The organism is Arthrobacter sp. NPDC092385, from assembly GCF_044755105.1.
In the GTDB taxonomy this organism is placed as follows: Bacteria; Actinomycetota; Actinomycetes; order Actinomycetales; family Micrococcaceae; genus Arthrobacter_D.
The window spans coordinates 490,801-516,480 of the sequence record NZ_JBIVQL010000001.1 but is presented as its reverse complement, the minus strand read 5'-3'; the positions used below and the strand labels follow the sequence as shown (position 1 = coordinate 516,480).

General features: G+C 69.4%; 26 protein-coding genes. 6 read left to right on the top strand and 20 right to left on the bottom strand.

Annotated elements, in window-relative coordinates:
• Positions 1-53 precede the first annotated feature (53 nt).
• Together ACIQCY_RS02505 and ACIQCY_RS02500 are read left to right on the top strand one after the other, a co-directional pair.
• Positions 54-590, top strand: a complete 537-nt coding sequence (locus tag ACIQCY_RS02505; RefSeq protein WP_400482303.1) for a hypothetical protein — start codon at positions 54-56, stop codon at positions 588-590.
• A gap of 160 nt (positions 591-750) precedes the next feature.
• The gene (locus ACIQCY_RS02500; RefSeq protein WP_400482302.1) at positions 751-1,506 is read left to right on the top strand and encodes a DUF305 domain-containing protein; all 756 of its coding nucleotides are present in this window, start codon (positions 751-753) and stop codon (positions 1,504-1,506) included.
• Positions 1,507-1,750: 244 nt separating this feature from the next.
• On the opposite strand, the gene ACIQCY_RS02495 is transcribed toward ACIQCY_RS02500, so the two are convergent.
• Positions 1,751-2,014 carry an HPr family phosphocarrier protein gene (locus ACIQCY_RS02495; protein ID WP_400482301.1) on the bottom strand — a complete coding sequence of 88 codons (264 nt, stop codon included), beginning with the start codon at positions 2,012-2,014 and terminating at the stop codon, positions 1,751-1,753.
• A gap of 309 nt (positions 2,015-2,323) precedes the next feature.
• On the opposite strand from ACIQCY_RS02495, the gene ACIQCY_RS02490 reads away from it, so the two are divergent.
• Positions 2,324-2,728, top strand: a complete 405-nt coding sequence (locus ACIQCY_RS02490; protein ID WP_400482300.1) for a hypothetical protein — start codon at positions 2,324-2,326, stop codon at positions 2,726-2,728.
• A 47-nt stretch (positions 2,729-2,775) separates the two neighbouring features.
• On the opposite strand, the gene ACIQCY_RS02485 is transcribed toward ACIQCY_RS02490, so the two are convergent.
• The 10 genes from ACIQCY_RS02485 to ACIQCY_RS02440 form a co-directional block, all read right to left on the bottom strand.
• Positions 2,776-3,609: a GAF domain-containing protein gene (locus tag ACIQCY_RS02485; RefSeq protein WP_400482299.1), complete on the bottom strand. Its 834-nt coding sequence runs from the start codon at positions 3,607-3,609 to the stop codon at positions 2,776-2,778.
• Positions 3,610-3,793: 184 nt separating this feature from the next.
• Entirely contained in the window at positions 3,794-4,414 is a 621-nt protein-coding gene (locus ACIQCY_RS02480; protein ID WP_400482298.1) for a hypothetical protein, read from the bottom strand.
• A 158-nt stretch (positions 4,415-4,572) separates the two neighbouring features.
• Positions 4,573-5,352, bottom strand: a complete 780-nt coding sequence (locus tag ACIQCY_RS02475; RefSeq protein WP_400482433.1) for an enoyl-CoA hydratase/isomerase family protein — start codon at positions 5,350-5,352, stop codon at positions 4,573-4,575.
• 53 nt (positions 5,353-5,405) lie between these two features.
• A complete protein-coding gene (gene paaE / locus ACIQCY_RS02470) occupies positions 5,406-6,536 on the bottom strand; it encodes a 1,2-phenylacetyl-CoA epoxidase subunit PaaE (RefSeq protein WP_400482297.1) in 1,131 nt (376 codons plus the stop codon).
• On the bottom strand, positions 6,536-7,048 hold the full coding sequence (gene paaD / locus ACIQCY_RS02465) for a 1,2-phenylacetyl-CoA epoxidase subunit PaaD (protein ID WP_400482296.1): 513 nt from the start codon (positions 7,046-7,048) through the stop codon (positions 6,536-6,538). The genes paaE and paaD overlap by 1 nt, the downstream gene beginning before the upstream one ends.
• Complete coding sequence (paaC, locus tag ACIQCY_RS02460; RefSeq protein WP_400482295.1) at positions 7,042-7,866, bottom strand: 1,2-phenylacetyl-CoA epoxidase subunit PaaC; 825 nt, start codon at positions 7,864-7,866, stop codon at positions 7,042-7,044. The genes paaD and paaC overlap by 7 nt, the downstream gene beginning before the upstream one ends.
• Positions 7,863-8,210 (bottom strand): 1,2-phenylacetyl-CoA epoxidase subunit PaaB, encoded by a 348-nt coding sequence (gene paaB, locus ACIQCY_RS02455; protein ID WP_400482294.1) that lies wholly within the window; start codon positions 8,208-8,210, stop codon positions 7,863-7,865. The genes paaC and paaB overlap by 4 nt, the downstream gene beginning before the upstream one ends.
• On the bottom strand, positions 8,211-9,191 hold the full coding sequence (gene paaA / locus ACIQCY_RS02450; RefSeq protein WP_400482293.1) for a 1,2-phenylacetyl-CoA epoxidase subunit PaaA: 981 nt from the start codon (positions 9,189-9,191) through the stop codon (positions 8,211-8,213). It abuts the gene before it with no gap.
• Between the two features lie 182 nt (positions 9,192-9,373).
• Positions 9,374-9,823 carry a hypothetical protein gene (locus ACIQCY_RS02445; protein WP_400482292.1) on the bottom strand — a complete coding sequence of 150 codons (450 nt, stop codon included), beginning with the start codon at positions 9,821-9,823 and terminating at the stop codon, positions 9,374-9,376.
• Positions 9,824-9,901: 78 nt separating this feature from the next.
• On the bottom strand, positions 9,902-10,357 hold the full coding sequence (locus ACIQCY_RS02440) for a helicase associated domain-containing protein (RefSeq protein WP_400482291.1): 456 nt from the start codon (positions 10,355-10,357) through the stop codon (positions 9,902-9,904).
• A 139-nt stretch (positions 10,358-10,496) separates the two neighbouring features.
• Between ACIQCY_RS02440 and ACIQCY_RS02435 the strand changes: the two genes are divergently transcribed.
• Together ACIQCY_RS02435 and ACIQCY_RS02430 are read left to right on the top strand one after the other, a co-directional pair.
• Complete coding sequence (locus ACIQCY_RS02435) at positions 10,497-11,111, top strand: TetR/AcrR family transcriptional regulator (protein WP_400482290.1); 615 nt, start codon at positions 10,497-10,499, stop codon at positions 11,109-11,111.
• Between the two features lie 330 nt (positions 11,112-11,441).
• Positions 11,442-12,254 carry a type IV toxin-antitoxin system AbiEi family antitoxin domain-containing protein gene (locus ACIQCY_RS02430; protein ID WP_400482289.1) on the top strand — a complete coding sequence of 271 codons (813 nt, stop codon included), beginning with the start codon at positions 11,442-11,444 and terminating at the stop codon, positions 12,252-12,254.
• Positions 12,255-12,482: 228 nt separating this feature from the next.
• Here ACIQCY_RS02430 and paaZ read toward each other — a convergent pair whose 3' ends face one another.
• Genes paaZ through ACIQCY_RS02410 form a run of 4 tightly spaced genes read right to left on the bottom strand, consistent with a single transcriptional unit; the run spans position 12,483 to position 17,477 of the window.
• Complete coding sequence (paaZ, locus tag ACIQCY_RS02425) at positions 12,483-14,570, bottom strand: phenylacetic acid degradation bifunctional protein PaaZ (protein WP_400482288.1); 2,088 nt, start codon at positions 14,568-14,570, stop codon at positions 12,483-12,485.
• 14 nt (positions 14,571-14,584) lie between these two features.
• On the bottom strand, positions 14,585-15,532 hold the full coding sequence (locus tag ACIQCY_RS02420; protein ID WP_400482287.1) for a 3-hydroxyacyl-CoA dehydrogenase family protein: 948 nt from the start codon (positions 15,530-15,532) through the stop codon (positions 14,585-14,587).
• Entirely contained in the window at positions 15,529-16,269 is a 741-nt protein-coding gene (locus tag ACIQCY_RS02415) for an enoyl-CoA hydratase/isomerase family protein (protein ID WP_400482286.1), read from the bottom strand. Before ACIQCY_RS02415 ends, ACIQCY_RS02420 begins: the two co-directional genes overlap by 4 nt.
• Positions 16,269-17,477, bottom strand: a complete 1,209-nt coding sequence (locus ACIQCY_RS02410; RefSeq protein ID WP_400482285.1) for a thiolase family protein — start codon at positions 17,475-17,477, stop codon at positions 16,269-16,271. The genes ACIQCY_RS02415 and ACIQCY_RS02410 overlap by 1 nt, the downstream gene beginning before the upstream one ends.
• Positions 17,478-17,662: 185 nt before the next feature.
• Here ACIQCY_RS02410 and ACIQCY_RS02405 point away from each other — a divergent pair, with 185 nt between their 5' ends.
• Positions 17,663-19,858: a S9 family peptidase gene (locus ACIQCY_RS02405; RefSeq protein ID WP_400482284.1), complete on the top strand. Its 2,196-nt coding sequence runs from the start codon at positions 17,663-17,665 to the stop codon at positions 19,856-19,858.
• Here ACIQCY_RS02405 and ACIQCY_RS02400 read toward each other — a convergent pair.
• Genes ACIQCY_RS02400 through ACIQCY_RS02380 form a run of 5 tightly spaced genes read right to left on the bottom strand, consistent with a single transcriptional unit; the run spans position 19,789 to position 25,530 of the window.
• A complete protein-coding gene (locus ACIQCY_RS02400; RefSeq protein WP_400482283.1) occupies positions 19,789-20,868 on the bottom strand; it encodes a LacI family DNA-binding transcriptional regulator in 1,080 nt (359 codons plus the stop codon). The two genes, ACIQCY_RS02405 and ACIQCY_RS02400, sit on opposite strands and share 70 nt — an antisense overlap.
• Positions 20,868-22,337 carry a GH1 family beta-glucosidase gene (locus tag ACIQCY_RS02395; RefSeq protein WP_400482282.1) on the bottom strand — a complete coding sequence of 490 codons (1,470 nt, stop codon included), beginning with the start codon at positions 22,335-22,337 and terminating at the stop codon, positions 20,868-20,870. The genes ACIQCY_RS02400 and ACIQCY_RS02395 overlap by 1 nt, the downstream gene beginning before the upstream one ends.
• Positions 22,334-23,248: a carbohydrate ABC transporter permease gene (locus tag ACIQCY_RS02390; RefSeq protein ID WP_400482281.1), complete on the bottom strand. Its 915-nt coding sequence runs from the start codon at positions 23,246-23,248 to the stop codon at positions 22,334-22,336. Before ACIQCY_RS02390 ends, ACIQCY_RS02395 begins: the two co-directional genes overlap by 4 nt.
• The gene (locus tag ACIQCY_RS02385) at positions 23,245-24,234 is read right to left on the bottom strand and encodes a carbohydrate ABC transporter permease (protein WP_400482280.1); all 990 of its coding nucleotides are present in this window, start codon (positions 24,232-24,234) and stop codon (positions 23,245-23,247) included. Before ACIQCY_RS02385 ends, ACIQCY_RS02390 begins: the two co-directional genes overlap by 4 nt.
• A 3-nt stretch (positions 24,235-24,237) precedes the next feature.
• Complete coding sequence (locus tag ACIQCY_RS02380; protein ID WP_400482279.1) at positions 24,238-25,530, bottom strand: extracellular solute-binding protein; 1,293 nt, start codon at positions 25,528-25,530, stop codon at positions 24,238-24,240.
• Positions 25,531-25,680: the final 150 nt, after the last annotated feature.

Here is a 25,680-nt window from a genome sequence, read left to right as displayed (position 1 = left end):
TACGCTGGAAGTAACGGTCGGCAGACACAACGGTGAGGAAAGGAGTGAGGACGATGACCAGGAACCCGGCTGTACGTGCGGTGATGTCCGCGCCGCGCTCCGTGCTCCCGTCCCTCCTGGCCCTGGCGGGCCTGACGGCCATCATGACCGGGATCCTTGCAATGCATGTCTGGCTGGGCGGCCACGGGTCCACCTCCCATCACCTCGCGGCCCCTACTACCACCAGCAACAGCGCCGCGGTCAGTGGCGCCGCCGAACCGCACGCATCGACCGGGCCCGGGCACGTCCACGAGGCCGGCAGGCACCGGGCGACAGCAGTAGCGCCGGTCACGGCCACGGCCAGTAGTGCTGCCGCCATGGACGCTTCGTCCGCCGCCCCGAGTACCCCCTGCGGAGGCGGCTGCGTGGACGAGATGATGCTGGGAATGTGCGTGCTGGCGATGGTCGTCGTCGGGATCGCCGGCCTGCCGGTTCCTGCCGGCCGCGCCCTCCTGTCCACTACGTGCCGGCGGGGTCCCCCTGCACTGTCCCGGACGACCCGACCAGCGCCTCCTCCTTCGCTGACCCGGCTCTGCATCAGCCGCACCTAGGATCCGCGGCCCGCACCCGCCCCTTCCCGGAGGCGGCAGGGCCTCTGCCCCGCCACAACCGCGCTCGTACGCGCGGCCCGGCCCTCGGCGTCCCCGCCGTCTTCCTGCGCGACACCACCAGCTGATATCCCACATCTGAGCATCGAAGGATCTGACCACCATGAAGCATTCCCTGTCTCTTGCGTCCCTGTCCGTGGCCGCCCTCATCACCCTGTCCGCCTGCAGCCCATCCTCCGGCGGAGACGCCGAGGGCGTGAGCGGCACGGGTGGGGAGAGCTCCGTAGCGACCGCCCCCAGCGCCACCGCCGACGCCGGCACCGGGTCCACCGCCGATGCGACATCCGGCGCATCCGAGGCCACGGCCGAGCACAACCGGGGGGACCTGATGTTCACCCGCATGATGATCCCCCACCACGAACAGGCCGTGGAGATGAGCGACCTGATGCTCTCCAAGGACGACATCAGCCCGGAGATCGAGGACCTCGCGACACGGATCAAGGACGCCCAGGGGCCCGAGATCGAGACCATGAAGAGCTGGCTGGAGGCCTGGGACGACGCCATGGGCCCGGACAGCATGGAAAGCGAGGATATGGGGGGCATGAACCATGGGGGCGGAGACACCGACGGGCACGACATGGGATCAGGGTCCGGACACATTGACGGCACGGACGGCATGGGCGGCATGGAGGGGATGATGAGCGAGGACCAGATGTCCGAGCTCGCGTCCGCCGAGGGAACCGAGGCGTCGCGCCTGTTCCTGGAATCCATGACAGCCCACCATGAGGGCGCGATCGAGATGGCGCAGGACGAGATCGACAACGGCCAGAACCCGGACGTGATCGAGCTGGCCAGGACCATCGTGACGGCACAGCAGTCCGAGATCGCCGAGATGAAAGAGCTTCTCGCAGGCCTGTGACCTGCGCGAGCAGCACTGCGCACTCCGTCCCGGCCCCGGACGCAGCGCGCCGTGATATGACGCGATCCCGGCCGGAGCGCCTGAGTGAGCGCGAGTCCCTCGTGGGTGAGTCCTTCGAGCCAGGTACTACCCGGTCGCCCTGAGGACGAGCCGGATCGAGCAGTCCCTCGGCACTAGGCGGGCGATCGACAAGAGCCGGATGGCTTCACGGAGTGCGCGGAGGTGGTTGCATGCAACGGGAAGCTCAGTCGTCGGACAGCACAGCGACGATGGCGTTCAACGTGCGATCCGCTCCCGCCCCGTCGCAGGTGACGGTCAATGATTCCCCCGCTGCGACCCCGAGACTCAGGACGGCCATCAGCTTGGAGGCGTCGACCTGGTACAGCGGATCACCGGTCAGGGCCAGGAGGACCTTCGCGCCGCAGTCTTCGGCGATGGCGGCGATGCGGGTGGCTACGATCGCATGGAGCCCGCCTTCGGTGCGGACGATGACATTCCGTTCGACCACAGGGCTCCCCTTCCGTCCGTTGAACCGACTCCGACGAGTCTTGCAGTTCCGACAGCAAATGAGAAAGACCGTCGGCACCCGGATCAGGCGGTTCCATGGAAACGTGGCTGGAGCCCTGGCCCTCGGCGCCGGGCCTGCGCGCCGTCCGCGAAGGAGACAGGTAGCGCCTACTCGTGTGCAGACCGCGAGGACCGGTCACTGTTATCGGAGGTGCCTTTGTGGCACGGGAAGCAGAAGGGATGCCATGGCGCAGAACAGTTCGATCCCGACAGATCTGCTCCACCTGCAGCCAGCACCGGGAGGCACCGCATGATTCCTGCCCTCGACACAGCCGCCTTCGAGCAACTCGCCGAAGACCTCGGCTCCTACACCGTCGCGTCCGACTTCCTGGCCACGTTCGCTTCACTGCTGACCGATCGTATCCAGCGGATAGAACGTTCCCTCATAGTGCAGGACGAAGCGGAACTCGTCACGGCGCTACTGAGCCTGCAGGCGAGTGCAGCGATGTCGGGCGCGGCTCAACTACAGGCATCAGCAACCCGCACACTGGCCCAGCAGCCGGTTGGATCGACACCCACCGGGCCGCTCGTGCGGAGACTCCAGGGACAGGCCGACGCCTTCAGGGATGCTCTTGCCGGCTTCCACCACGCCGGCTGCGCCCCTGACACACGAGCTCGCCACTCGGGAGGACGGAGTTCCGCGAAGGGGGACTGATGCGCCCGGTCCGCACGCACTGCCACGACTGATGCACGACCGCCCCGCTACTGCTCGGAGGTCGGCTCCGAGCTTGTGTCCTCTGGCTCGTCGGGCAGTATTCGTGGCCCATTGATCTCGTCCTCGACCTGTCGGGCGAGCGTGCGCAGCTTCTTCCCATCGCGCATGGAGTATTCCCGTGGTTCCTGGTCGATCACGCACAACGTGCCGATCGTCCAGCCTCCGGGACCCCGCAGCGGATAGCCGGCGTAGAACCTGATGTAGGGCTCACCCAGAACCAGCGGGTTGTGCTTGAAGCGATCATCCTTCCGGGCGTCCCGGACGATCAGCGGACCGGCATTGCGGATCGTGGCATTGCAGAAGGAGATCTCCCGCGGCATGTCCTGCCGGACCGGCCCGATCACGGACTTGAGGAACTGGCGGCGGTCATCGATGAGCGCGACGATGACGGAGCTGACCTGGAAGTAGTCCTTCGCTTCCCGGGTGATCCGGTCGAATCGCTCCTCCTGCGCGGTGTCCAGCAACCCGGTCCGGGTCACCGCGTGCAGGCGTTCCTGTTCCTGCTCCTCAGCGGTGAACAGGAAAGCTCCCGCCAGGCCCAGCGCCCGCCGGGAGTCCGCCGATGAACCCGACGGTGCATCATCGGAGCAACGGTTGATCCGGTTCTTGGCCCCCACTCCGGACAACAGCTCGTTGGTTGCATCGGCCAGGATGTCGCACTCCTGGTCCTGCAGCACCAGCAAGCCTCCCAGGTACGCCTCGAGCTCGAAGAGCGAGACCGCCCCGCCCAGGCCGTAGTAATTGACCCACACGTTGTCGAGGGTGAGTGCTGTCTCGGACAGGGCCTTTCTCAGCTGCTGGATCTGAAGCTGTGCGCTCATTACTCAAAACCTCCGCGTCGACAGCCCCGCCCAAGGCGTTGGACTGCCTTCGTATCACCTAGCCTGTGGTCCCCGCACCCATTCATCAGCAGGCTTATTGCCTCAGGTTAGCAGTCCGGGCCGCGGCGGTGGTCCTGTCCCGTGCCGGGCCGCGGGCAATGACCGCTCCGACTGCGGGATCCCGCTAGCTGCGGCGCCGTACGGCCTTGGCCTCGGGGCTGAAGGTGGCTGCCTGGAGACTGATGACGGGCGTGTACCACTGAGCCTCTGATGCCGGCAGTCCTGTCAGTCGTGTCCTGATCCAGGCGCTGAGATCGCCCGTCTGCCGCGTGTCGTCGATGACCTGTTGAAGCGTCCAGCCTCCGCTTCGCGGCAGCGGCACCTTGGTCCCGTTGAGGAAGGACAGGATGAACTTCACATGCGCCGGGGCCCTCTCCTGCGATGATGCGTGGTCTGCCTCGTGCCGCAGAGCGGTCAGGGCATAGTCGAAAAGGAGCTTCGAGCGATCGAAGGCGGGATGGGCGGGGCGGATCACGGTGTGGAACGAGACCCGGTGAAGGGGATGGACATCGGAGATGACGGTGAGGGCACCGGTCCGGGCCCGGATCTGCAGCCACACCAGATCATCCGGCACTCCGGACTGCTCGGCCAGGATAGGGCGCACGCTGCAGGCATCCCAGAGGGAATCGATGGTGTGGTGCAACACGGGGATATCCGGACAGGTCACGACGAACCCGTCTCCGACTTCCTCGACATCTACCTTGAAGACCAGCATCGCGTACCGCCTGCCGGGCGTGGACGACACCCGTGCTCTTAAGGTAGGAGCATGGTCACGCTACCGCCAGCAGCAGGGTGCCTCGAGGCTACTGCGGAAGATGTGTACAAAACAGCGTGGGAGGAGTACCGGTCCCGCTGCGTGCGTTGATCGCCCTCGGCCGGTCGGGTCCGAGGGCACGTCGGGTATCAGGGCCCGAAGCGCGGCGCCCGCTTCTCCCGGAACGCCTCGAGGCCCTCCCGGTAGTCGTCCGACGCACTGAGCGCGCCCTGCGCCTCGTTCTCCCCGCTGATCGCCTGCCACAGGCCGAGCCGCTGATCGCGGATCCTGCCGACGAGCTGCTTGGAGGCGACGAGGGCCGGCACCGGCCCGCCGGCGGCGTGCGCGGCCTTGGCCCGCGTGAACTCGAGCAGACCGTTCGCGGGCACAGCACGGCTGAAGAGTCCGCCGTCAACGGCCTCGGCCCCGCTCATGAGATCGCCCGTGTACATGAGGTCGAGGGCGCGGTGCGGCCCGAGCCGCTCCGTGAAGAGCCAGTGCCCACCCGAATCGAGCACCAGTCCGAGGCTCGCGAACGGCGAGCCGATCTTCGCGTCCTCCGCGACGTACACCACGTCGGTGGCGATCAGCAGGCCCAGTCCGACGCCGAGGCACGCACCCTGCGCCGCGGCGAACGTCGGTGCCGGGAAGTCCGCCATCGTCCGCAGGAGCGGGGTCAGGGTGGCATCGAGGAATCCGTACGCGTCGTCCTCCCCCGGTTCGATCGATGCGAGGTTCCGGCCCGCACAGAACGCGCGCCCCTCCCCCCGCAGCACGAGGGCCCGGACCGTGCCCTCGCGTACGCCCGCTGCGGCGTCCTCGTACGCCGCCGAGAGATCGGCGAGCGCCTGCTCGTCCACCGCGTTGAGCCGGTAGGGCGCGTCGAGAACCACCTCGGCGATACCGTTCGCGATCGTGAGGCGGATCATCCCGCTATCCGCATCCGGAGGCGACGGCGTTGTGGGGGCGGCCATGATTGCTCCTAGGCGTCGTAGTCGACGGACACGGCGTCGCTGGTCGGGTGGGCCTGGCAGGTGAGGACGAAGCCCTTGGCGAGCTCGTCGGGCTCGAGCGCATAGTTCTCCTCCATCTCCACCGTTCCCTCGACGACCCTCGCCCGGCACGTTCCGCAGACTCCGCCCGCGCAGGCGAAGGGTACGTCCGGCCGAACGCGCAGCGCGGCGTTGAGGATGGACTCGCGCGCGTGGGTGGGGCTCTGCACCGATCCGCGCAGTCCGTCGAGGTTGAAGGAGATGGTGTAGTTCTCGCCGTTCCCGGCAGGAGCTACCGGCCGGCCGATGCTGCCTTCCGGACGGGACGGCTCCCCGGTGGTGAAGAGCTCGAACCGCACCCTGTCGGCCGGTACGCCCCGCGCGGCCAGGGCGTCCCTGCACAGCTGCACGAGTTCGAAGGGGCCGCAGAGGAACCATTCGTCCACGTGCTCGGCGGCGATCACCGTGCCGAGCAGCTTCTCCAGCTTCCCGGCGTCGATCCTCCCTGACAGCAGGGGTGAGATCCGCTGCTCCCGGGACAACACGTGGTGCAGCGCGAAGCGGGCCGGGTAGCGATCCTTCAGGTCGGCGAGTTCCTCCAGGAACATGACATCCATTGCCGCACGGTTCGCGTAGATGAGGTCGAAGCGGACGTTCGGGCCGCTCGCGAGCATGGACCGGGCGATCGAGATCACCGGCGTGATGCCGGAGCCGGCCGCGACGGCGACGAGAGAGACCGCCTGCTGCCCCGGCGTCGTACGCGGGGTGAACTGCCCGAGCGGGCTCATGACGTCGAGGGCGTCCCCTGCCTTCAGGGACTCGTTCACCCACGTCGAGAAGATCCCGCCGAGGTCGCGCTTCACCGCGACGCGGAGTTCGCCGGGGCGCGGGTCGGCGCAGATCGAGTAGCTGCGCCGGACCTCCTTCGGCTCACCGTCGACGTCGAGCATGGTGCGCAGTGCGACGTACTGCCCCGGCAGGTAGTCGTACTTCTCCTGCAGGTCCGGGGGTACCTCGAGCGTGACCTCGACGGCGTCCTCCGTCAGCCGGCGCACGCTCCGCACGGTCAGTCTGGAAAAGGCGCTGCGCCGCCTGGTCGAGGGGGCGAGGACAACGGCCATCAGTGCACCTTGAAGTAGTCGAAGGGTTCCCTGCAGTCGTTGCAGACGTAGAGCGCCTTGCAGGACGTGGATCCGAAGCGGGTCAGCTCGCGCGTGTTCAGGGACGAGCACTGGGGGCACTTGACGCTCAGCCCGATCCGCACCGGACCGGCGGCCGCCGTCCCTGTGGGAGGCGCGATGCCGTACTCCGCGAGCTTGGCCTTGCCGCCGTCGCTGAGCCAGTCCGTGGTCCAGGCCGGCGCGAGCACCAGGCGGACGACGACGTCGTCGTAGCCGCCCCCGTGGAGCGCCGCCGTCACGTCGTCGCGGATGGCGTCCATGGCCGGGCAGCCCGAGTACGTCGGGGTGATCGTGACGAGCACCTGGCCCGACTCCGAGACGTGCGCGTCCCGCAGGACGCCGAGGTCCTCGATCGTGAGGACGGGGATCTCCGGGTCGCAGACGGTGGCGGCGATGCTCCAGACCTCGGCGTCGGGCGTGGCGGAGGGGCGCGGGCCCGTGACGGTCACCACGACGCCCCCGGGTGCTCCCGGGCGAGTACCTGGAGCTCGGCGAGGATGTACCCGAGGTGCTCGCTGTGGCGTCCGAGCCGCCCGCCGCCCACCGCACCGGGTACCGCCGGGAGCTCGAGTTCGGCCTCGTCGAGGACGCGCCGGACGGCGGCGTCGAAGGAGGCCCGGAGGGTGCTGGGACGGACCACGGCGTCGCCCACCGCGTCGACGAGCGGGTAGTCGGTGAACAGCTCGTCCACATAGGGCCACGTCAGCTTGAGTCCGGCGATCATGCGGCGGCGGGATTCGTCGGTACCGAGGGCGAGGCGGAGGATCCACTGGATGCTGTGGTCGCGGTGGTAGTCCACCTCCTTGACGGCCTTCGCGGCGATCGCGGCGAGGGTCGCGTCGCTCGAGTGGACGAGGCGGGAATACAGCTCCCACTGGTAGAGCGCGACGGCGAACTGCCGCGCCATGGTGCGGGCGAAGTCGCCGTTGGGCTGCTCGACGAGGTGTACCGACCGGAACTCGGGCTCGCGCCGGAAGTAGGCGAGATCGTCCTCGGTCCTGTCCCATGCACGGCCGGCGTAGGTCAGGAAGGACCGCGCATGGCCGATCTGGTCCAGCGCGATGTTCGCCAGCGCCACGTCCTCCTCGAGTTCGGGAGCGCGCGAGATCCACCAGCCGAGGCGCTGCGCCAGGATCAGGGCGTCGTCGCCGAGCCACAGCGCGTACTGCCCGACGGCGTCGCCGGGCAGTACCTCCAGCAGCGCGATGTCCTCCGGGCGCAGCGCGTTGCCCGGCGTGATGCGCGTGGCGCTCGCGTTGGCCTCGCTCACAGGTGCTTCACCCCCTCGCTCTTCGTGTAGTACGTGGCGTGGCGGTAGTCCTTGCCCTGCGGCGACTCGAAGAACTGGTCCTTCGCATCGGGATCGCTCGTGACGATCGCGGTTGCAGGGACCACCCACAGGCTCACGCCCTCGTTGCGCCGCGTGTACAGGTCGCGGGCGTTGCGCACCGCCATCTCGGCGTCCGGTGCGTGCAGCGACCCCGCATGGACGTGCGAGAGGCCGCGCGAAGACCGCACGAAGACCTCCCAGAGCGGCCAGGCGACGCGCGCCTGGTGCGGCCCCGGCGACGGCGCCGTCGCCCCGTCGTCGCCCGTCGTCGATCCCCCGGTCACCTAGGCCACCCGTCCGCGCTTGAGCGCCTGCTTCTCGGCGTAGGCGGCTGCCGCCTCGCGGACCCAGGCACCCTCCTCGTGCGCCTCCCGGCGTCGTTCCATGCGCTGCGCGTTGCAGGGACCGCGACCTGCGAGGACCTCCTTGAACTCGTTCCAGTCCAGTGGCCCGTGCTCCCAGCGCCCGGTCTCCCCGTTGTAGCGGACGTCCCCGTCCGGCAGGTCGAGGCCGAGGACCTTGATCTGCTCCACCACCATCCCCACGAAGCGTGAGCGCAGCTCGTCGTTGGAGAACCGCTTGATGTTCCACTCCATGGATTTCTGCGAGTTGGGCGAATCCTCGTCCGGCGGCCCGAACATCATGAGCGACGGGGCGTACCAGCGGTCGACGGCGTCCTGCGCCATCGAGCGCTGCTCGGGCGTCCCGTTCGCGAGTTCGAGGAGGATCTCGAAGCCCTGACGCTGGTGGAAGGACTCCTCCTTGCAGATGCGGACCATCGCGCGCCCATAGGGCCCGTAGGACGCGCGGCACAGGGGCACCTGGTTGCAGATGGCGGCGCCGTCGACGAGCCAGCCGATCGCACCGATGTCGGCCCACGTCAGGACGGGGTAGTTGAAGATGCTCGAGTAGCGCGCCTTGCCGGCGATGAGGTCCTCGGTCATCTGGTCGCGGGTGGTCCCGAGGGTCTCTGCCGCCGAGTAGAGGTAGAGCCCGTGCCCGGCCTCGTCCTGGACCTTGGCCATGAGGACGGCCTTGCGTTTGAGCGAGGGCGCCCGGGTGATCCAGTTCGCCTCCGGCTGCATGCCGATGATCTCGGAGTGCGCGTGCTGGGAGATCTGGCGGGTCAGGGATCTGCGGTAGTCCGCGGGCATCCAGTCACGGGGTTCCACGCGGGAGTCCCGGGCGATGAGCTCGTCGAAGAGCTGCTCGCCGGCGGCGTCATGGTCCGCGCGGTGTCCTGCGTCGATCGCCGTAGCCGTCATGGTGCCTGCCTCGCTCGTCGGGACGCCCGGACTAATTACCGACCGTTCGTTCAGTATAGGGAGGCGGTGGAGCGACGGTCAACGGAGTCCGACGCCGTCACGCGTGCCTGCGCGTGCCTGCGCGTGCCTAGGCGCTCTCGCACGCCGTACGCGTCGTGCGCGTCGCCCTTGCCTGCGCGTGCTTACGCGCTCTCCCGCGCCATACGCGCCGTCCGTGCCGCGAGGGACGCCTGCAGCCACTCCCGGGCGCTCGACTCCGAGGTGAAGAACCGGGTGGCGTGCACGGCCTTGCAGGCGCCGGCGGCCAGGACCTCGTCCATGGGCCCCTCTCCCACGAGTGCCGCCGCCACCACGAGCGCCTCGGCATTGAACACCGCCCGGGCACCTGGAGGAAGGTCGATGATGCTCGTCATGTCGACGAGGATCGCGTAGGGGGCCCCTGCGGACATCATCCTGCTCGCGGCGAGGACCGCACGGGCGTCGTCGGGCGTGATGCCGGCCCGCGCGCTCCACCGCAGCCGCTGGATCTCGGGGGCGACCAGCGTGAGGGTGGCCTTGCCGCCCGCCGCCACCAGGCTTCCCATGGCTTCCCTTCGGATGGGCAGCGCGGCATGGGGGCTCGTGCGCTGCATGTGCGGAGAAGCTATCACGGGTACGGGCGGTGCGACAGGGCCCGCCCGGACGGACCGGACACTTGAACGGTTCCGGGCTCAGACCATGTGTGCGAGCTCGCGCGCGTTCCGGTTCTCGGCCGCCTCGAGGATGCCGCGCAGAGCCTCGGCCGGCCCGGTCGCCGAGGTACGGCCCGCCAGCTGCGCATGCATCCAGGCCGCGAGCCGCTTCTCACCCGCGGACGCCGGAGAGGTCAGGGACGGGAGCCGTGACTCCTCCTCGAGGAACTCCGCGATACTGGCGACCTTCAGCCAGGCTGCACCCGTGCGCTGGTCGGCATTCCCCTCCTCGGCGGCGAGCAGGCCTGCGGAGCGGAGCTGGTCGACGCGGGCGCCGTCGAGCCGACCGGCGCGGGCGGCCTTGCGCTGTTCATCCAGCCACAGTGCCAACCGGTGCTCACCAGGGGTCGAGGCCCGGGGGGACGGCTCCCGGCCCTCTCCGGAGATGAAGATCGCGAGTGCCCGGAGTCGGAGCTCCCAGGATGTGGTCGGCACGTCAGCGCCCTCTCAGAGGTCAAGCAGGATGGTAGTAGTAAGGCTACTACCGACTAGACAGACTAACTATCCGTGACGCGCCGCGCCCGCCCTCCTTCTCACTGCCGGGCCGACCGAACGGTCATGCGAAAATGGCCGTATGACTGCCGCAGGGTCCACGCCGACTTCGACCGCCCGGCGGGGCCGGCCGGGCTACGACCAGCAGTCGGTCCTCGCCGTCGCCGTCGCCGCCTTCAACCGCCACGGATACGAGGCGACGTCGATGGGCATGCTGGCCGAGGACCTCGGCATCAGCAAGTCGGCCATCTACCACCACGTGCCGTCCAAGGGCGATCTGCTGCGGCTGGCGCTCGACCATGCGCTCGGGGGACTGGAGGCGGTGCTCGAGGATGGCCGGGCGAGCTCCGGTCCCGCCGATGCCCGTCTCGAGTTCGTGCTTCGCGGGACGATCGCCGTCCTGACCGAGCGGCTACCCTTCGTCACCCTCCTGCTGCGGCTGCGGGGCAACACGGAGGTGGAATGCGAGGCACTGGACAGGCGGCGGACCTTCGACCGCGAGGTGTCGGCGCTCGTCGACGCGGCACGGCACGAGGGCTCCATCCGCAAGGACATCGACCCCCGGACCACGACGCGCCTGATCTTCGGGACGATCAACTCCATCGTCGAGTGGTACAGGCCCGGCGGCCCCCTCACGGCGGAGAAACTGGCCGACGACGTCATCGGAATGGTGTTCGACGGGCTCCACCGCCGCTGACGGCGCCTCCCAGCCGGGCCCTTTCGTCCTAGCCCTTTGGTCCTGGCCCTTCCAGCCGGGCCCTTCCGTCCGAGCCCTTCGGTCCTGGCCCTCGGCCTGGCCCTTCCGTCCTGGCCCTCGGCCTCGTCCGCCCGGTGCCTGCAGGGACCTCCGTCCTCGACCGCCCGGGCCCCGACGCCGTCGTCCGCGTGCGCCGATCCCACGACTCGAGGCAGTCGAGTGGGAATGTTCGAACATTCCCACCGGAGCAGCACCTTCGGTGGGATCGAAGCCGTCCACATAGGCGCCCAGGGCACGCCGACCCCCTTCCCGACGCGTCAGGCTGCTGGCATGGACGTCGTCGAAGTGCTGCGGGACCTCGGCGGAGTTGCCCGCACGCGCGAGCTCGTCCGGGCAGGCAGCAGCAGCTCGGCGCTCACCAGGGCGCATGAGCAGGGCCGGGTGGTCCGGGTCGCTCGCGGGGTCTACGCGCTGAAGGGGTACGACGGCGACAGGCTTGCGGCGCTCCGGGCGGGCACGGAACTCGCCTGCATCAGCGCGGCTCGACAGCGCGGACTGTGGGTGCTGCGCCGACCGTCACTCCTCCACGTGGCCGTCGATCACGGACGGGCAGTGGAAGGCAGCGGGCTCCGGATCCACCGGGCAGCCCTGCCCATTCCGACCCTGACCGTGTGCCTGCAGTGTGCCCGATGCCTGCCCGAGCTCGATGCGCTCTGCATCATCGAGTCCGCCGTGGTGCTCGGCCTCGTCCACCTCGCGGACCTTCGTGCGCAGGCCGAGCGGACGAGGTCCGGCTCCCTCCGGAACATCCTGGGCCTGCTGGATCCCCACGCCGAGTCGATTCTCGAAACACTCGCGAGGTATCACCTGCTCAGGGCCGGCTTCCATGTCGCATCGCAGGTGCACGTTCCCGGTGTGGGCCGGATCGATCTCTTCGTCGACGGCGCCCTGGGGATCGAGGCCGACGGGCGGCAGTACCACAGTGGCCGCCGGGAGTTCGAGGAGGACCGCCGCCGCTGGAACCTGCTGACGACGCGAGGGGTGCCGGTCCTCCGCGTCACACGTCAGCTGCTGGTCGAGGATCCGGGGCAGTTCATCCTGCTCGTGCGGGCAGCACTCGCGGCGAAGGGACGCCGCCCCTGATGCGCCTCCGCGGGGGCGGGGGGGCGGCTGGGGCTGCCCTCGGTGGCCCGGAATCCCATCCAGGGGAAGCGTCCAGTGGGAATGTTCGAACATTCCCACTGGATGGGTCCCCTCGGTGGGAGCTACCACCCGAGCCGAACCGGGGCGAACCAGGGACGATGCCGGGCCGCGGGGTGGCCACCCGCCGCAGGGCCGGGGCAGGAGCGGCCGCCCTCCCTCGACCGCCGGCTACTTCCGCACGAGGGTCAGGACGTCGTAGGTCGCCACGATCTCGTCCTCCTGGTTCTGCAGCACGGCGTCCCAGGCGACCTCGCCGTACTCGTCCGTCTCGCGCGGCGTGATGCGCTTGGCCGTCAGGGTGACGCGGATCGAGTCCCCCGCGGCGACCGGCGTGAGGAAACGCAGGTTCTCGAGCCCGTAGTTGGCGAGGACGGGCCCGGGAGCAGGGTCCACGAAGAGGCCCGCGCCCCAGGAGAGCAGCAGGTAGCCGTGCGCCACGATGCCCGGGAAGAACGGATTGGCGGCAGCGGCCTCCTCGTCCGTGTGGGCATAGAACGTGTCGCCGGTGGTCTCGGCGAACGCGGTGATGTCCTCGAGCGTCACCTGGCGCAGCTCGGACCGGACGGCGTCGCCGATCCGCAGCGTCGAGAGGTCCTTCCGGAACGGATGCACGGCGTCGAACCGGCGGTCCGCACCGGTGTGCCATTCCCCCGTGACGGCGGTCAGCATGTTCGGCGACCCCTGCACTGCGGTGCGCTGCATGTGGTGGAGGACCGAGCGCATGCCGCCCAGCTCCTCGCCCCCGCCTGCGCGGCCCGGCCCGCCATGGACCAGGTGCGGGACGGGCGAGCCGTGTCCTGTGGAGGTGCGGGCGTCCTCGCGGTTGAGGATGAGCACCCGCCCGTGGTGTGCGGCGATGCCGAGGACCAGTTCCTGCGCCACGCGCGCGTCATCGGTGCAGACCGTCGCGACGAGGGACCCCGAGCCGAGGGCGGCGAGGTGGACGGCGTGGGCGAGATCGCTGTAGCCGATGACGGACGCGACCGGGCCGAAGGCCTCCACCGAGTGCAGGGCGCCCGCCTCCACGTCCTGCCAGGTGAGCAGCACCGGCTCCATGAACGCACCATCAGGGGCCTTGCCGGAGGTGTTGTCCGCGAGCACGACGTCGGGCGCATCGAGCGAACCGAACGCCACGGACGCGCCGCCGGCGATCAGCTCGCGGACGGCGTCCTGCACCCCTTCGAGCTGGGCGAGCGACGCGAGCGCACCCATGGTGACGCCCTCGGCGCGGGGATCACCGAGTGTCACCCGCGACCGGATGCGCTCGCCGGCAGCCCGCACGACGTCGTCGACCAGGGCCTCGGGCACGATGGACCGCCGGATGCTGGTGCACTTCTGGCCCGCCTTGACCGTCATCTCGGTGACGAGCGATTTCACGAAGGCGTCGAACTCCGGCGTGCCGGGGACGGCGTCGGGGCCGAGGATGGCCGCGTTGAGGGAGTCGGTCTCGCAGGTGAAGCGGACGCCGCCCTGGGCGATCGAGGAATGGGACTTGAGGTGGTTCGCGGTCGAGGCGGAGCCGGTGAAGGACACGAGGTCGCGGTAGTCGAGGTGGTCGAGGATGTCGCGGGCCGGGCCGGAGATGAGCTGCAGCGCGCCGTCGGGGAGGATCGCCGAGCCGATGATCAGCTTCACGACGGCGGCGGTGAGGAACCCGGTGGGTGTCGCGGGCTTGACGATGGTGGGCACGCCGGCGAGGAACGCGGGCGCGAGCTTCTCGAGCATCCCCCACACCGGGAAGTTGAAGGCGTTGATCTGGACCGCGACGCCGGGGATGCGCGTGTGGATGTGCGTCCCGAGGAAGGAGCCGTCCCTGGACAGCACCTCGGGAGGGCCGTCGACGATCACGTGCGAGTTCGGCAGCTCGCGGCGGCCCTTCGATCCGAAGGTGAAGAGCACGCCGATGCCGCCGTCGATGTCCACCATCGAGTCGATCCTCGTCGCGCCGGTCCGCGCCGACAGCTCGTACAGCGGCTCGCGGTGCGCGTTCAGGTACTGCGCCAGTTCCTTGAGCTTCAGGGCACGCTCGTGGAACGTGGACCGGCCGAGGGAGGCCTGGCCCGTGGTCCTCGCGTAGCGGACGGCGGCTGCCGTGTCGATGCCGGCGGTGCTGACGACGGCGAGCTCCTCGCCCGTGCTGGCGTCGCGGACCACCGTGCCGTCGCCGTCGGCCGCCGTGCGTTCCGGCGTCCACCAGGCGTCCTCGAGGAAGCTGGGGACGACGTCGATCTGTACTCGTTCCGGGGCGGTTGTCATGGTCCGCTCGCCTTTCACTGGTGCTGCCGGGATGGGTCCGGGTGCGTGCCGGACGGGAGGTGGTCGCCTGATGGAACAGCGGGCGACGGGGAAGCGGGCGAGGGCGGGGCGACGTCCCAGCTGAAGAAGCCGCGGCCGCTCTTGCGCCCGACCTCGCCCCGCGCCACCTTCTCGCGCAGGATCGCCGGTGGGGCGAAGCGCGGCCCGAGGGTGGATTCGAGGTACTCGGCGATGCCGAGGCGGACATCGAGCCCCACGATGTCGGTGGTGCGCAGCGGGCCGACCGGGTGCCTGTAGCCGAGGACCATGGCGGCATCGATGTCCTCGGCAGTCGCCACGCCCTCCTCGAGCATCCGCATGGCCTCGAGGGCGATGGCCACGCCGAGCCGCGAGCTCGCGAACCCGGGGGTGTTCCGCACGACGACGGGCGTCTTGCCGAGCATCGCCACCCAGGACCGCGCCTCCGCCTCGAGCTCGGCGGACGTGCGGGCCCCCAGGACCACCTCGATCAGGGCCGACGCGGGCACCGGGTTGAAGAAGTGGAGGCCGCAGAAGCGCTCCGGGCGGCGCAGCACATCAGCGAGCGCGTCGACCGAGAGGGACGACGTGTTCGTCGCGAGCCACGCGCCGTCGTCGAGCACATCCTCAACGGCGCGGAGCGCGGCGCGCTTCAGGGGAAGGTCCTCCGGGACCGCCTCGACGACGAGGGCGCAGGGCCTGAAGGCCGCGTAGTCCGTCGACACCGAGACGCGGGCCTCGAGATCCGCGAGCGTGGCCGTCGTCGTCCCGCGTTCCACGCTGCGCGCGAAGGCTTCCCTGACACGGTCGAGGCCGGCCGCCGCCGAGGCGTCGTCCCGTTCGACGACGACGACGTCGGACCCGGCGAGGCAGAAGGCGTGGGCGATGCCCGCTCCCATGCGTCCGCCTCCCAGCACGCCGACGCGGTCGGGGAAGCCGCTCATGAGTCCTTCTTCCGGTCGAGGAAGCGCTGCATGCGCTCGAACTTCGCGTCGGATTCGAAGAGCACCGCCTGCGCGAGCTGGTCGATCACGGGATGCGCGTCCCGTGGTGCGTGGAACACGCTCTTGGTGATCCTGACGGCGAGCGGATCCTGCCGCCCGATCCGGTCCGCGAGCTCGTGCGCGGCCTGGAGGAGGTCCTCCGGGGCGTGGATCGCGGTGACGAGCCGCGCGGCGAGGGCTTCCTCGGCGGAGAGGATCCGCCCGGCGAGGAGGATCTCCAGGGCCAGCGGCTCCCCCACGAGTTCCTTGAGCCGCCAGGTGGCGCCGGCGGCGGGCAGGATGCCGAGGCCGGTCTCCGGGTTGCCGATCTTCAGGCGGGGCGTCGCGAGGCGGAAGTCCGCGGCGAAGGCGAGTTCCGCCCCGCCGCCGAGGGCGTAGCCGTCGAGGGCCGCGATGACGGGCATGGGGAGCTTCGCGATCCGCGCGAAGAGCGTCGAGTTGATGCCCGCCAGGGCGTCGTCGCGCCTGCGTTCCCGCAGCTCCGCGATATCGGCGCCGGACGCGAAGACGCCCTCCGCCCCGGTGAGGATGAGCGTCCGTGGTGCGCGCTCGAGGCCGTCGCACACGGCGTGCAGGTCGTCCACCATCCGGCGGTCGATCGCGTTGCGCACCTCCGGCCGGTGCAGTTCGACGAGGAGTCGGTCCGGGCCGTCGGTCAGTCTCAGCGACGAGGGCATCACACGGCCTCGAGGAGCATGGCGGTGCCCTGGCCGACGCCCACGCACATGGTCGCGAGGCCGAGGCGCCGGGACGGTCCGGAGAGCTCGCGTTCCATCCTGCCGAGCAGGGTGACGGCGATGCGGGCGCCCGAGGAACCGAGGGGGTGGCCGAGGGCTATGGCACCGCCGTCGCGGTTCACGATCTCCTCGTCGAGTCCGAGGCGCCGGATGCACGCGAGCGACTGCGTGGCGAAGGCCTCGTTGAGTTCGACGGCACCGAGGTCCGTGACGGACAGGCCCGTGCGCTCGAGGACCCTGTGCGTCGCGGGCACGGGACCGATGCCCATGATCTCCGGCGGGACACCCGCTGACGCCCCGTCGAGGATGCGGGCGCGCGGGGTCAGCCCGTACCGCTCGAGGGCGGCCTCGGAGGCGACGACGACGGCCGAGGCGCCGTCGTTCAGGGAGCTCGAATTCCCGGCGGTGACGACGCCGTCGGGGCGGACCACGGGGCGGAGCCGGGCGAGGACCTCGAGGGTGGTGTCCGCCCGGGGCCCCTCGTCCGTGTCCACCGAGAAGGACGTCCTCCCGCGGTTGACCTGCACGGGCACGATCTCGTCGCCGAACCGCCCCGCCTCCATCGCCGCGAGCGCGCGCTGGTGGGACCGCAGCGCGAAGGCGTCGGCGTCGTCGCGCGTGATGCGGTCCAGCGCCGCGAGCTCCTCCGCCGTCTCCGGCATGGAATAGGTGGTCTTGTCCCGGGCGGCGAGCAACGGGTTCGTGAAGCGCCAGCCGATCGAGGTGTCGAACACGGCGCCCGGCTTCGCGAACGCCTTGTCGGGCTTCTCCATGACCCACGGAGCACGGCTCATGGACTCGACCCCGCCGGCGACGACGACGTCCGCGGCTCCCGCCTTGACCATGTGGGACGCCATGATGATGGCCGAGAGGCCGGAGGCGCAGAGCCGGTTGACGGTGATGCCGGGAACGCTGTCGGGGAAGCCCGCGAGCAGTGCCGCGAGCCGGGCCACGTTGCGGTTCTCCTCGCCCGCTCCGTTGGCGTTGCCGAGGATCACCTCGTCGACGGTGGCCGGATCGACGCCGGCGCGCTGGACCGCGGAGGACAGCACCAGCGCAGCGAGGTCGTCGGGGCGCACGCCGGAGAGCGCACCGCCGTAGCGGCCCACCGGCGTGCGGACGCCGCCCACCAGGAAAGCCTCGGCCATCTTCGTCTCCCTCGTCGTTCCCGGTCCGTCGGCGAATTACTGAACGTTCGTTCTGTAAAAGGCCTGCTCCAGAATTGCATGCCCGTCCGGCACGGTCAACCGGGCGCTCCTGCAAGGATCGGCAGGGATCGGCAGGGATCGGCAGGGGCATGGGCCGCCGGACCGGCAGTGGCAAGATGGGAACCATGACCGTTGATGCCACCGCACTCGTCGTCCCCGTCCCGCCCCCGGCCAGGAAGGTGCCGCACCTGCGCACGCACCATGGCGACACGTTCGTGGACTCCTACGAATGGATGCGCGAGAAGGAGAGCCCCGAGCTGATCGACTACCTCAAGCGCGAGAACGAGTACACGGACGCCGTCACGCGCGACCAGGAGCCGTTGCGCGAGGCGATCTTCAACGAGATCAAGGACCGCACGCAGGAGACCGATCTGTCCGTCCCCGCCCGCAAGAAGGGCTGGTGGTACTACTCCCGCACGGAGGAGGGGAAGCAGTACGGCATCCAGTGCCGCGTGGCCGCCGAGGACACGGGGGATCTCGGCCGTGACTGGACACCACCCGAGGTGGTCGCCGGCCGGCCCGTCCCCGGCGAGCAGGTGCTGCTCGACGGCAATGAACTCGCCGAGGGCAAGCCGTTTTTCTCCCTGGGAGGGATGTCCGTCACCGAGGACGGCACCCTGCTCGCCTACTGCGAGGACAACGCCGGCGACGAGCGCTTCACGCTGCGCATCAAGGACCTCGGAACCGGGGCGCTCCTTCCCGACGAGGTGCCGAACATCTTCTACGGGCTGTCCTTCTCGCCCGACGGCTCGCGCGTCTACTACACGGTCGTCGACGACTCCTGGCGCCCGTACCAGGTGCGGGCGCACACGCTGGGCACGCCCGTGGCGGACGACGTCGTCGTGTACCAGGAGGACGACGTCGCCATGTGGACGGGCTTCGAGGTGTCGGCGGACCGGACGCAGCTGCTCATCAGCATCGGCTGCTCCGAGTACAGCGAGTACCGCGTCCTCGATCTCTCCAGGCCGCAGGACGGGCTGACCACGCTCATCCCGCGCGACGAGCGCATCCTGTACGACGCCGAACCCCTCAGCATCGGCGGCGTTCCGCACTACCTGCTGACCCACGACCGCGGAGCGAAGAACTCCATGGTGAGCCTGGTCGCGGCCGCGGAGTTCTCCCGGCCGCTCGCCGAGCAGGCGTGGACGACGGTCGTCCCGCACGACGACGACGTGCGCGTCAACGGCGTGGCGGTCACCCGCACCCACCTGGTGCTGTCCGTCCGGAAGGACACCATCGAGCGTGTCCAGGTCCTCCCGCTCGCCGGCCTCGGGACGGCGGACCAGGGGCTGCCGACGGAACCGGACTTCGACGAGGAGCTCTTCACGAGCAACCTCGCCAATGCCGAGTTCGACTCCCCGATCATCCGGCTGTCCTACGCCTCCTACCTCACTCCCCCGCGCGTCTACGACTACGTCCTCGAGGGCGGCTCGCTGGAGCTGCGCAAGGAGACGGAGGTGCGCGGCGGCTACGACCCCGCCGACTACGTCGCCGAACGGCAGTGGGCACCCGCCGCCGACGGGACGCTGATACCGCTCTCCGTCGTCCGCCGTGCGGACCTCGCCCAGGACGGCACGAATCCCGCCGTGGTCTACGCCTACGGGAGCTACGAGGTCAGCATGGACCCGGCGTTCTCCATCGCCCGGCTGTCCCTGCTGGACCGGGGCATCATCTTCGTCACCGCGCACATCCGCGGAGGCGGCGAGATGGGCCGCAGCTGGTACGAGCAGGGCAAGAAGCTGAACAAGAAGAACACCTTCACGGACTTCGTCGACGCCACGACCCACCTGGTCACCTCGGGCTGGGTCGATGCCGGGCGGATCGCCGCGATGGGCGGGTCGGCGGGCGGCCTGCTCATGGGCGCGGTCGCCAACCTCGCGCCGGAGAAGTACCGGGCGATCGTGGCGCAGGTACCCTTCGTGGATGCCCTGACCACGATCCTCGACCCGGAACTGCCGCTCTCGGCCCTCGAGTGGGAGGAGTGGGGCAACCCCATCACGGACCCCGAGGTGTACCGCTACATGAAGGAGTACACCCCGTACGAGAACGTGCGGCCCGTGGCGTACCCGCGCATCGCCGCCGTGACGAGCTACAACGACACGCGCGTGCTGTACGTGGAACCCGCGAAGTGGGTGGCGCAGCTCCGCGAGACCACCACGGGCACCGAGCCGATCGTCCTGAAGACGGAGATGGACGGCGGGCACGGCGGGGCGAGCGGACGGTACTCGCGCTGGCGCGACGTCGCGTGGGACTACGCGTTCGCCGCGGACGCGGTGGGAGCCACCGAGGTGCTGGCGCGTTCCACGAGCTCCGTCGAGTAGACGACCGGCTCCGGGTGCGAGCCCGGAGCCTCGATCTCCTCGAGGAGCATCGACCCTGCCTTCACGGCCATCTCGACCATGGGCTGCGTGATGGTGGTGAGCGGCGTCGGCGCCGTCTCGGCGACCGCGTGGTTGTCGTAGCCCATCAGGGCGATGTCCCCCGGGACCGTCTTGCCCGCGGCGTGGATGACCTCCATGACGCCGAGCGCCATGAGATCCGACGCCGCGAAGATCCCGTCGATATCGGGATGCTCGGCCAGCAGCCTGCGTGCTGCCGCGGCCGCCCCGTCCGTGGTGAAGTCCGCATGGACCACGGGTCCCTCAGGCAGGCCCGCTTCGGCGAGGCCGGTCCGCCATCCGCGCAGGCGGTCGACGGCGGCGGTCATGTCCGCAGGACCGGCAACCGTCGCGAGGCGCCGTCGGCCGATGCTCGCCAGGTGCTGCGCGGCGAGGCGCCCGCCCCCGACGTTGTCGGTATCCACATACGTCACGTCGGAGGTCGTGTCCCACGGCCGGCCGATGAAGATGGTCGGGAGGCCCGTCTGCGCCAGCGACTTCGCCCAGGAGTCGGACTCGTGGTGCGAGACCACGATGGCGCCGTCGACGTGCCCGCCCCGCAGGTAGCGCAGGGTGCGGGACGAGTCGTCGTGGGTCCTCGACATCAGCAGCACCAGCTGCACGTCGGTCTCCCGGAGCGCCTCCGTGATGCCGGTGATGACGACGGCGAAGAAGGGATCCATCATGACGCGGACGTCCGGCTCCGGGATGACCAGGGCTATCGAGGACGTGCGGCGCGTGACCAGGCTCCGCGCCGCCCTGTTCGGGATGTACCCGAGGGCGACGACGGCGCGGTCCACGGCCGCCTGGGCTTCAGGACTGACGCGGTCCCCTCCGTTGATCGCTCGCGATGCGGTGGATCGCGAGACGCCGGCGGCCCGTGCGAGGTCCTCGAGCGTGGGGCTCGGGCGGGGGGCGGCCTGGCGCAGCGATCGGGGCGGGGAGGCGTTCATCACCTCGACAATACGACACCCTCCTTCTGGGAGCCCGCGGCTGCGTCCTTGTCGGGCAGCACGTTGGAGGCAGCGAGACGGGCGTACCAGAGGGCACTCGCCTTCGGGATGCGCTCCTGCGTCTCATAGTCAACGCGCACGAGGCCGAAGCGCTGGTGGTATCCCCAGGCCCACTCGAAGTTGTCCATGAGCGACCACGCGAGGTAGCCGCGGAGGTCCACCCCGTCGTCGATCGCGTCCTTCATGGCCCGCACGTGGACGTCGAAGAAGCCGAGGCGGTCCTGGTCGTCGACGAAGCCGTCCGCATCCGCGACGTCGTTGTAGGCGGCGCCGTTCTCCGTGACGTAGATGGGGATGCCGGCCGGCCCGGTGTACTCGTCCTGCAGCCGGTTCAGCAGGCGGCGGAGCCCGTCGGGCTGCACCTCCCAGTCCATCGCCGTCACGGGCAGTCCGCGCGGTACCGAACGCACGCCGTGGGCGGCGACGTAGGGCGAGGACACCGGGCGTTCGAGCGGCGCGTGGCCCTCCTGCGGTGCGGCCTCGCCGGACGGCGCCTTGGTCACGGCCTCGCCGTGGTAGTAGTTCACGCCCAGCACATCGATCGGGGTCGCGATGATCTCGAGGTCGCCCGCACGGATGTGATCGGTCAGCCCCAGGTGCTCGACGTCCTGGAGGACATCCTCGGGGTAGGCGCCCCGCAGCACGGGGTCGAGGAAGATGCGGTTGAACTGTCCGTCGATGCGGCGGGCGGCATCGCGATCCGCCTCGCTCGAGGGATCGAGGGGGTCCGGCACCGTCAGGTTCAGGGTGATGCCGAGCGTCGCGTCCGCGTCGCGGCGGCGCAGTTCCTGCGTCGCGAGCCCGTGCCCGAGCAGGAGGTGGTGCGCAGCGGCGAGGGCCGCCGTCGGCTCCTGCCGTCCGGGCGCGTGCACGCCGGCCGCATAGCCGAGGAAGGCCGCACACCAGGGCTCGTTGAGGGTGGTCCAGATGCGGACGCGGTCGCCGAGGGCCTCGTGCATCACCGCTGCGTACTCGGCGAAGCGGTAGGCGGTCTCGCGGTTGGTCCAGCCGCCCTTGTCCTCGAGGGCCTGCGGGAGGTCCCAGTGGTAGAGGGTGAGCCACGGCTTGATGCCGGCCTCGAGAAGCTGGTCCACGAGCGTGGAGTAGAAGCGGATGCCCTCGATATTGGGGGTGACGCCGTCGGCCATGCAGCGGGACCACGACGTCGAGAAACGGTACGCCTGCAGGTTGAGTCTCTTCATGAGCGCGACGTCGTCGGCCGAGCGGTGGTAGTGGTCGCACGCCACGTCGCCGTTGTGCGCATCCGCCACTGCCCCGGGGACCCTGGCGAACGTGTCCCAGATGGACGGCCCCCTGCCGCCCTCCTGGGCTCCGCCCTCGATCTGGTAGGCGGCGGTCGCCGCGCCCCAGAGGAAACCCTCGGGGAAGGTGATGTCGGTGCTGCTCATCCTTTGACTGCTCCTTGCATGATTCCTGAAACGAGTTGGCGTCCCGCTACGGCGAAGAGAAGCAGCAGGGGGATGGTGGACAGCACGGCTCCGGCGAGCACGATCGAATAGTCGACGAAGTGCGCGGCCTGAAGCAGCTGCAGTGCCACCGGGAGGGTGGGGTTGGACGGATCCAGCACGATGAACGGCCAGAAAAAGTTGGTCCACGTCGCGACGAACGTGAACAGTGCCAGCATCGCCGCTGCCGGCCGTGCGGCCGGGAGCCCAACGTACCAGAAGGCCTGGATCATGGAGGCGCCATCGATCCGGACGGCCTCGATGAGCTCGTCCGGCAGGGCGTCCCGCAGGTACTGCGTCATCCAGAAGACGCCGAAGGCCGTGACCACGCCGGGGATGATGACGGCCCAGAGCGAGCCGGTCCAGCCGAGCTTCGCCATGACGATGAACAGCGGCACCACGCCGAGCTGGGTGGGAACGGCCATCGTCGCGATCACGAAGACCAGCAGGCCCTTGCTGCCCCGGAAGCGGAGTTTCGCGAAGGCGAAGCCGGCGAGGGTGGAGAACAGCACCACGGACGCCGCCGTCACGGAGGAGACGATGATGCTGTTGCTGAGCGCCTTCCAGAACGGGATGCTGTCCAGCACGGTGGCCGCGTTGGCGAAGAAGTTGCCGCCCGGGAACAGGGGGACACCCTTGCTGATCACCGAGCTGTCGTGGCTTCCCACGAGGAAGGACCACCAGAGCGGGAACACCGAGCCGAGGATGACCGCCCCGAGGAATCCATAGGTCAGGAAGCCCGGGCGCCGCATGGTGCCGCCCGGAGCGCCGCGGCGCTTGGAGCCGAGCCCACGCTGGGCCGCGCGGGCAGCGCCCTTGCCCGCCGTCTGCTCGATCATGGGGATGGAACTCATCGTCGGCCTCCCTGGCTTGCGATGCGGCGGGTGATGAGGAAGTTGGCCATCGCGATGATGACGATGATCAGGAACAGGAGCCAGGCGACCGCCGAGGCCCTGCCGAAATTGCGCTGGCCCCAGCCGAGCTCCCAGATGTACATGGTGAGCGTCTGCCATTGCCGGTCCGCCCCGCCGAGGCCCGCCTGGTCGAAGACCCGGGCTTCGTCGAAGATCTGGAGCCCGCCGATGGTGGCGGTGATGACCACGAAGATGATGGTCGGGCGCAGCATGGGAACGGTGACGGAGAAGAATTGCCGGAGCCGCCCGGCGCCGTCGATGGTGGCCGCCTCGTAGACATCCCGGGGAATGGCCTGCATGGCGGCGAGGAAGATGAGGGCGTTGTAGCCCGTCCAGCGGAAGTTGACCATCGTCGCGATGGCCGCATGACTCGCGAGCGAGTCGGCGTGCCAGCGGACCGGGTCCAGCCCGATCCCCGTCAACAGCTCGTTGAACAGGCCTGCCTGGTCAGCGAAGAGGTTGTTGAAGATCAGCCCGACGGCCACGGGGGCCACCACGAAAGGGACGAGGACGCCCATCCGCCAGAACGTCTTGGCCCTCAGGTTGGCGTCGAGCACCGCCGCGATGGCGATGGCGAGGACTACCTGCGGGACGGACGAGAGGAGGAAGATGCTGAACGTATTGCCTACCGCATTCCAGAAGAACGGCTGCGAGAGCACGAACTGGAAATTCTCGAGCCCCGTGAACTCGCCCTGGCCACCGATGAGGTTCCAGTTGTGGAGCGAGACCCATGCCGTGTACAGCAGGGGGAACAGGCCCGTGATGGCGAAGAGCAGGAAGAACGGCGAGATGTAGATATACGGGGACAGTTTGACGTCCCACTTCGATACCTTCTGGGAGAAGGCCAGCCGCTTCACGCTCTTGTCGCGCGAAGCCTGCCGGTTCGTGTCGGGAGGTGGGGATTGAACCCGGTCCGTGACGGCCACGTGCTACAGAGCGCCTACAGCGGTGACGAACTTCTCCCAGGAGGAGGCGGGGTCGTCGGTCTTGTCGACGTCGACACGGGTCAGGGCCTGCTGCATCGCGTCATTGATCGCGAAGTACTTGGGACCCTTGAACGGCGTGACCTCGACGGCCGTGGCGCGATTGGCGAGGATCTCACCGGTCGGTGCGTCGTTGAAGAACGGATCGACCTGACCCTGCAGTTCCTCGCTCTCGAGCGCCTCGACCTGGCTCGGGAACGTGCCCTTGGACTCGAAGGCCTTGATCTGCTGCTCGGGCGCTGTGAGCCACTCGGCGAGCTTCTTGGCCTCGGCCTGGTTCTCACCCTGGGTGGGGACGGTCAGGTACGAGCCGCCCCAGTTGCCGCCGCCGCCGGGGAAGACATCGGCGATGTCCCAGCCGTCGATGCCTTCGGCGTTGCCCTCGATGATGCCGAGCATCCAGCCCGGGCAGAGCTTCGTGGCGAAGGCATCGGACTGGAAGCTCGCCGTCCAGTCGTCCTCCCACTGCGTCAGATGCGCCGAGAGGTCGTCCTCGACCGAGGCCTGCAGGACCTGCTCGTAGATGTCCTTGACCTCGGGGTTGTCCGTGGCCATGACGGTTCCGTCATCCTCCTCGTAGGCGTTCTGGACCTGGTTGATCATGCCCTGGTAGGTGGCTCCGGCCGAGTCGAACCAGGCCACGCCGCCGCTCGCGGCGACGAACTTCTTGCCGGCGTCGAAGTAGTTCTGCCAGTCACCCTCGAGCATCTCCGCGACGGATTCGCGGTCGCTGGGCAGTCCGGCCTTCTCGAACAGGTCTGCCCGGTAGCACACGGCCTGGGGGCCGACGTCGGTGCCGTAACCGATGAGCTGTCCGTCCTCGGTGGTGGCGGCTTCGGTCTTCCAGTCGAGCCAGCGGCCCTCCACGGCGGGGTCGCTGAGGTCGGCGAACTGGTCGGGGAACTCGAGCAGTTCGGGCAGCCAGTCGACCTCGATCCCTTCGATGTCGGAGAGGCCGGACCCGGCGGCGAGCCGGGTGGTGAGGTTGTCGCGGGCCTCGTTCGAGGTGGCGGCCTTCTTGTGCTCGATGGTGACGTTCGGGTTGAGCTCCTCGTATTCCTTGAAGAGTTCCTCGTAGCCGAACTCGTTGAACGTGCCCACGGAGAGGGTGACGTCCTCCGTGCCGGTCTCTCCTTCGACACCGGCGCTGTTAGCACCGCCGGATCCACAGGCGGTGAGGGCCAGGGCGAGGCATGCGGCGGCGGCGGACAGTGCGGTGATGCGTGCTCTGCTGTGCACGGGTGACTCCTTTGTCAGCTCTGATCCCGCTGCGGGGTGCAGCGGGCTCTGGGTAGGACTTTCCTGGTGGGCACTGTGTCCGGACGGGACGCGGCCGTCGGGCCGATCGGTGCGGATCGGATCCAGGACGATGGTGCGGCGGAGGGTTGC

Coding starts and splice junctions, on each gene's coding strand:
- ACIQCY_RS02505 (WP_400482303.1), top strand. CDS start 54: ATGACCAGGAACCCGGCTGTACGTGCGGTGATGTCCGCGCCGCGCTCC.
- ACIQCY_RS02500 (WP_400482302.1), top strand. CDS start 751: ATGAAGCATTCCCTGTCTCTTGCGTCCCTGTCCGTGGCCGCCCTCATC.
- ACIQCY_RS02490 (WP_400482300.1), top strand. CDS start 2,324: ATGATTCCTGCCCTCGACACAGCCGCCTTCGAGCAACTCGCCGAAGAC.
- ACIQCY_RS02485 (WP_400482299.1), bottom strand. CDS start 3,609: ATGAGCGCACAGCTTCAGATCCAGCAGCTGAGAAAGGCCCTGTCCGAG.
- ACIQCY_RS02475 (WP_400482433.1), bottom strand. CDS start 5,352: ATGATCCGCCTCACGATCGCGAACGGTATCGCCGAGGTGGTTCTCGAC.
- paaE (WP_400482297.1), bottom strand. CDS start 6,536: ATGGCCGTTGTCCTCGCCCCCTCGACCAGGCGGCGCAGCGCCTTTTCC.
- paaA (WP_400482293.1), bottom strand. CDS start 9,191: ATGACGGCTACGGCGATCGACGCAGGACACCGCGCGGACCATGACGCC.
- ACIQCY_RS02445 (WP_400482292.1), bottom strand. CDS start 9,823: ATGCAGCGCACGAGCCCCCATGCCGCGCTGCCCATCCGAAGGGAAGCC.
- ACIQCY_RS02435 (WP_400482290.1), top strand. CDS start 10,497: ATGACTGCCGCAGGGTCCACGCCGACTTCGACCGCCCGGCGGGGCCGG.
- ACIQCY_RS02430 (WP_400482289.1), top strand. CDS start 11,442: ATGGACGTCGTCGAAGTGCTGCGGGACCTCGGCGGAGTTGCCCGCACG.
- paaZ (WP_400482288.1), bottom strand. CDS start 14,570: ATGACAACCGCCCCGGAACGAGTACAGATCGACGTCGTCCCCAGCTTC.
- ACIQCY_RS02420 (WP_400482287.1), bottom strand. CDS start 15,532: ATGAGCGGCTTCCCCGACCGCGTCGGCGTGCTGGGAGGCGGACGCATG.
- ACIQCY_RS02415 (WP_400482286.1), bottom strand. CDS start 16,269: ATGCCCTCGTCGCTGAGACTGACCGACGGCCCGGACCGACTCCTCGTC.
- ACIQCY_RS02410 (WP_400482285.1), bottom strand. CDS start 17,477: ATGGCCGAGGCTTTCCTGGTGGGCGGCGTCCGCACGCCGGTGGGCCGC.
- ACIQCY_RS02405 (WP_400482284.1), top strand. CDS start 17,663: ATGACCGTTGATGCCACCGCACTCGTCGTCCCCGTCCCGCCCCCGGCC.
- ACIQCY_RS02400 (WP_400482283.1), bottom strand. CDS start 20,868: ATGAACGCCTCCCCGCCCCGATCGCTGCGCCAGGCCGCCCCCCGCCCG.
- ACIQCY_RS02395 (WP_400482282.1), bottom strand. CDS start 22,337: ATGAGCAGCACCGACATCACCTTCCCCGAGGGTTTCCTCTGGGGCGCG.
- ACIQCY_RS02390 (WP_400482281.1), bottom strand. CDS start 23,248: ATGAGTTCCATCCCCATGATCGAGCAGACGGCGGGCAAGGGCGCTGCC.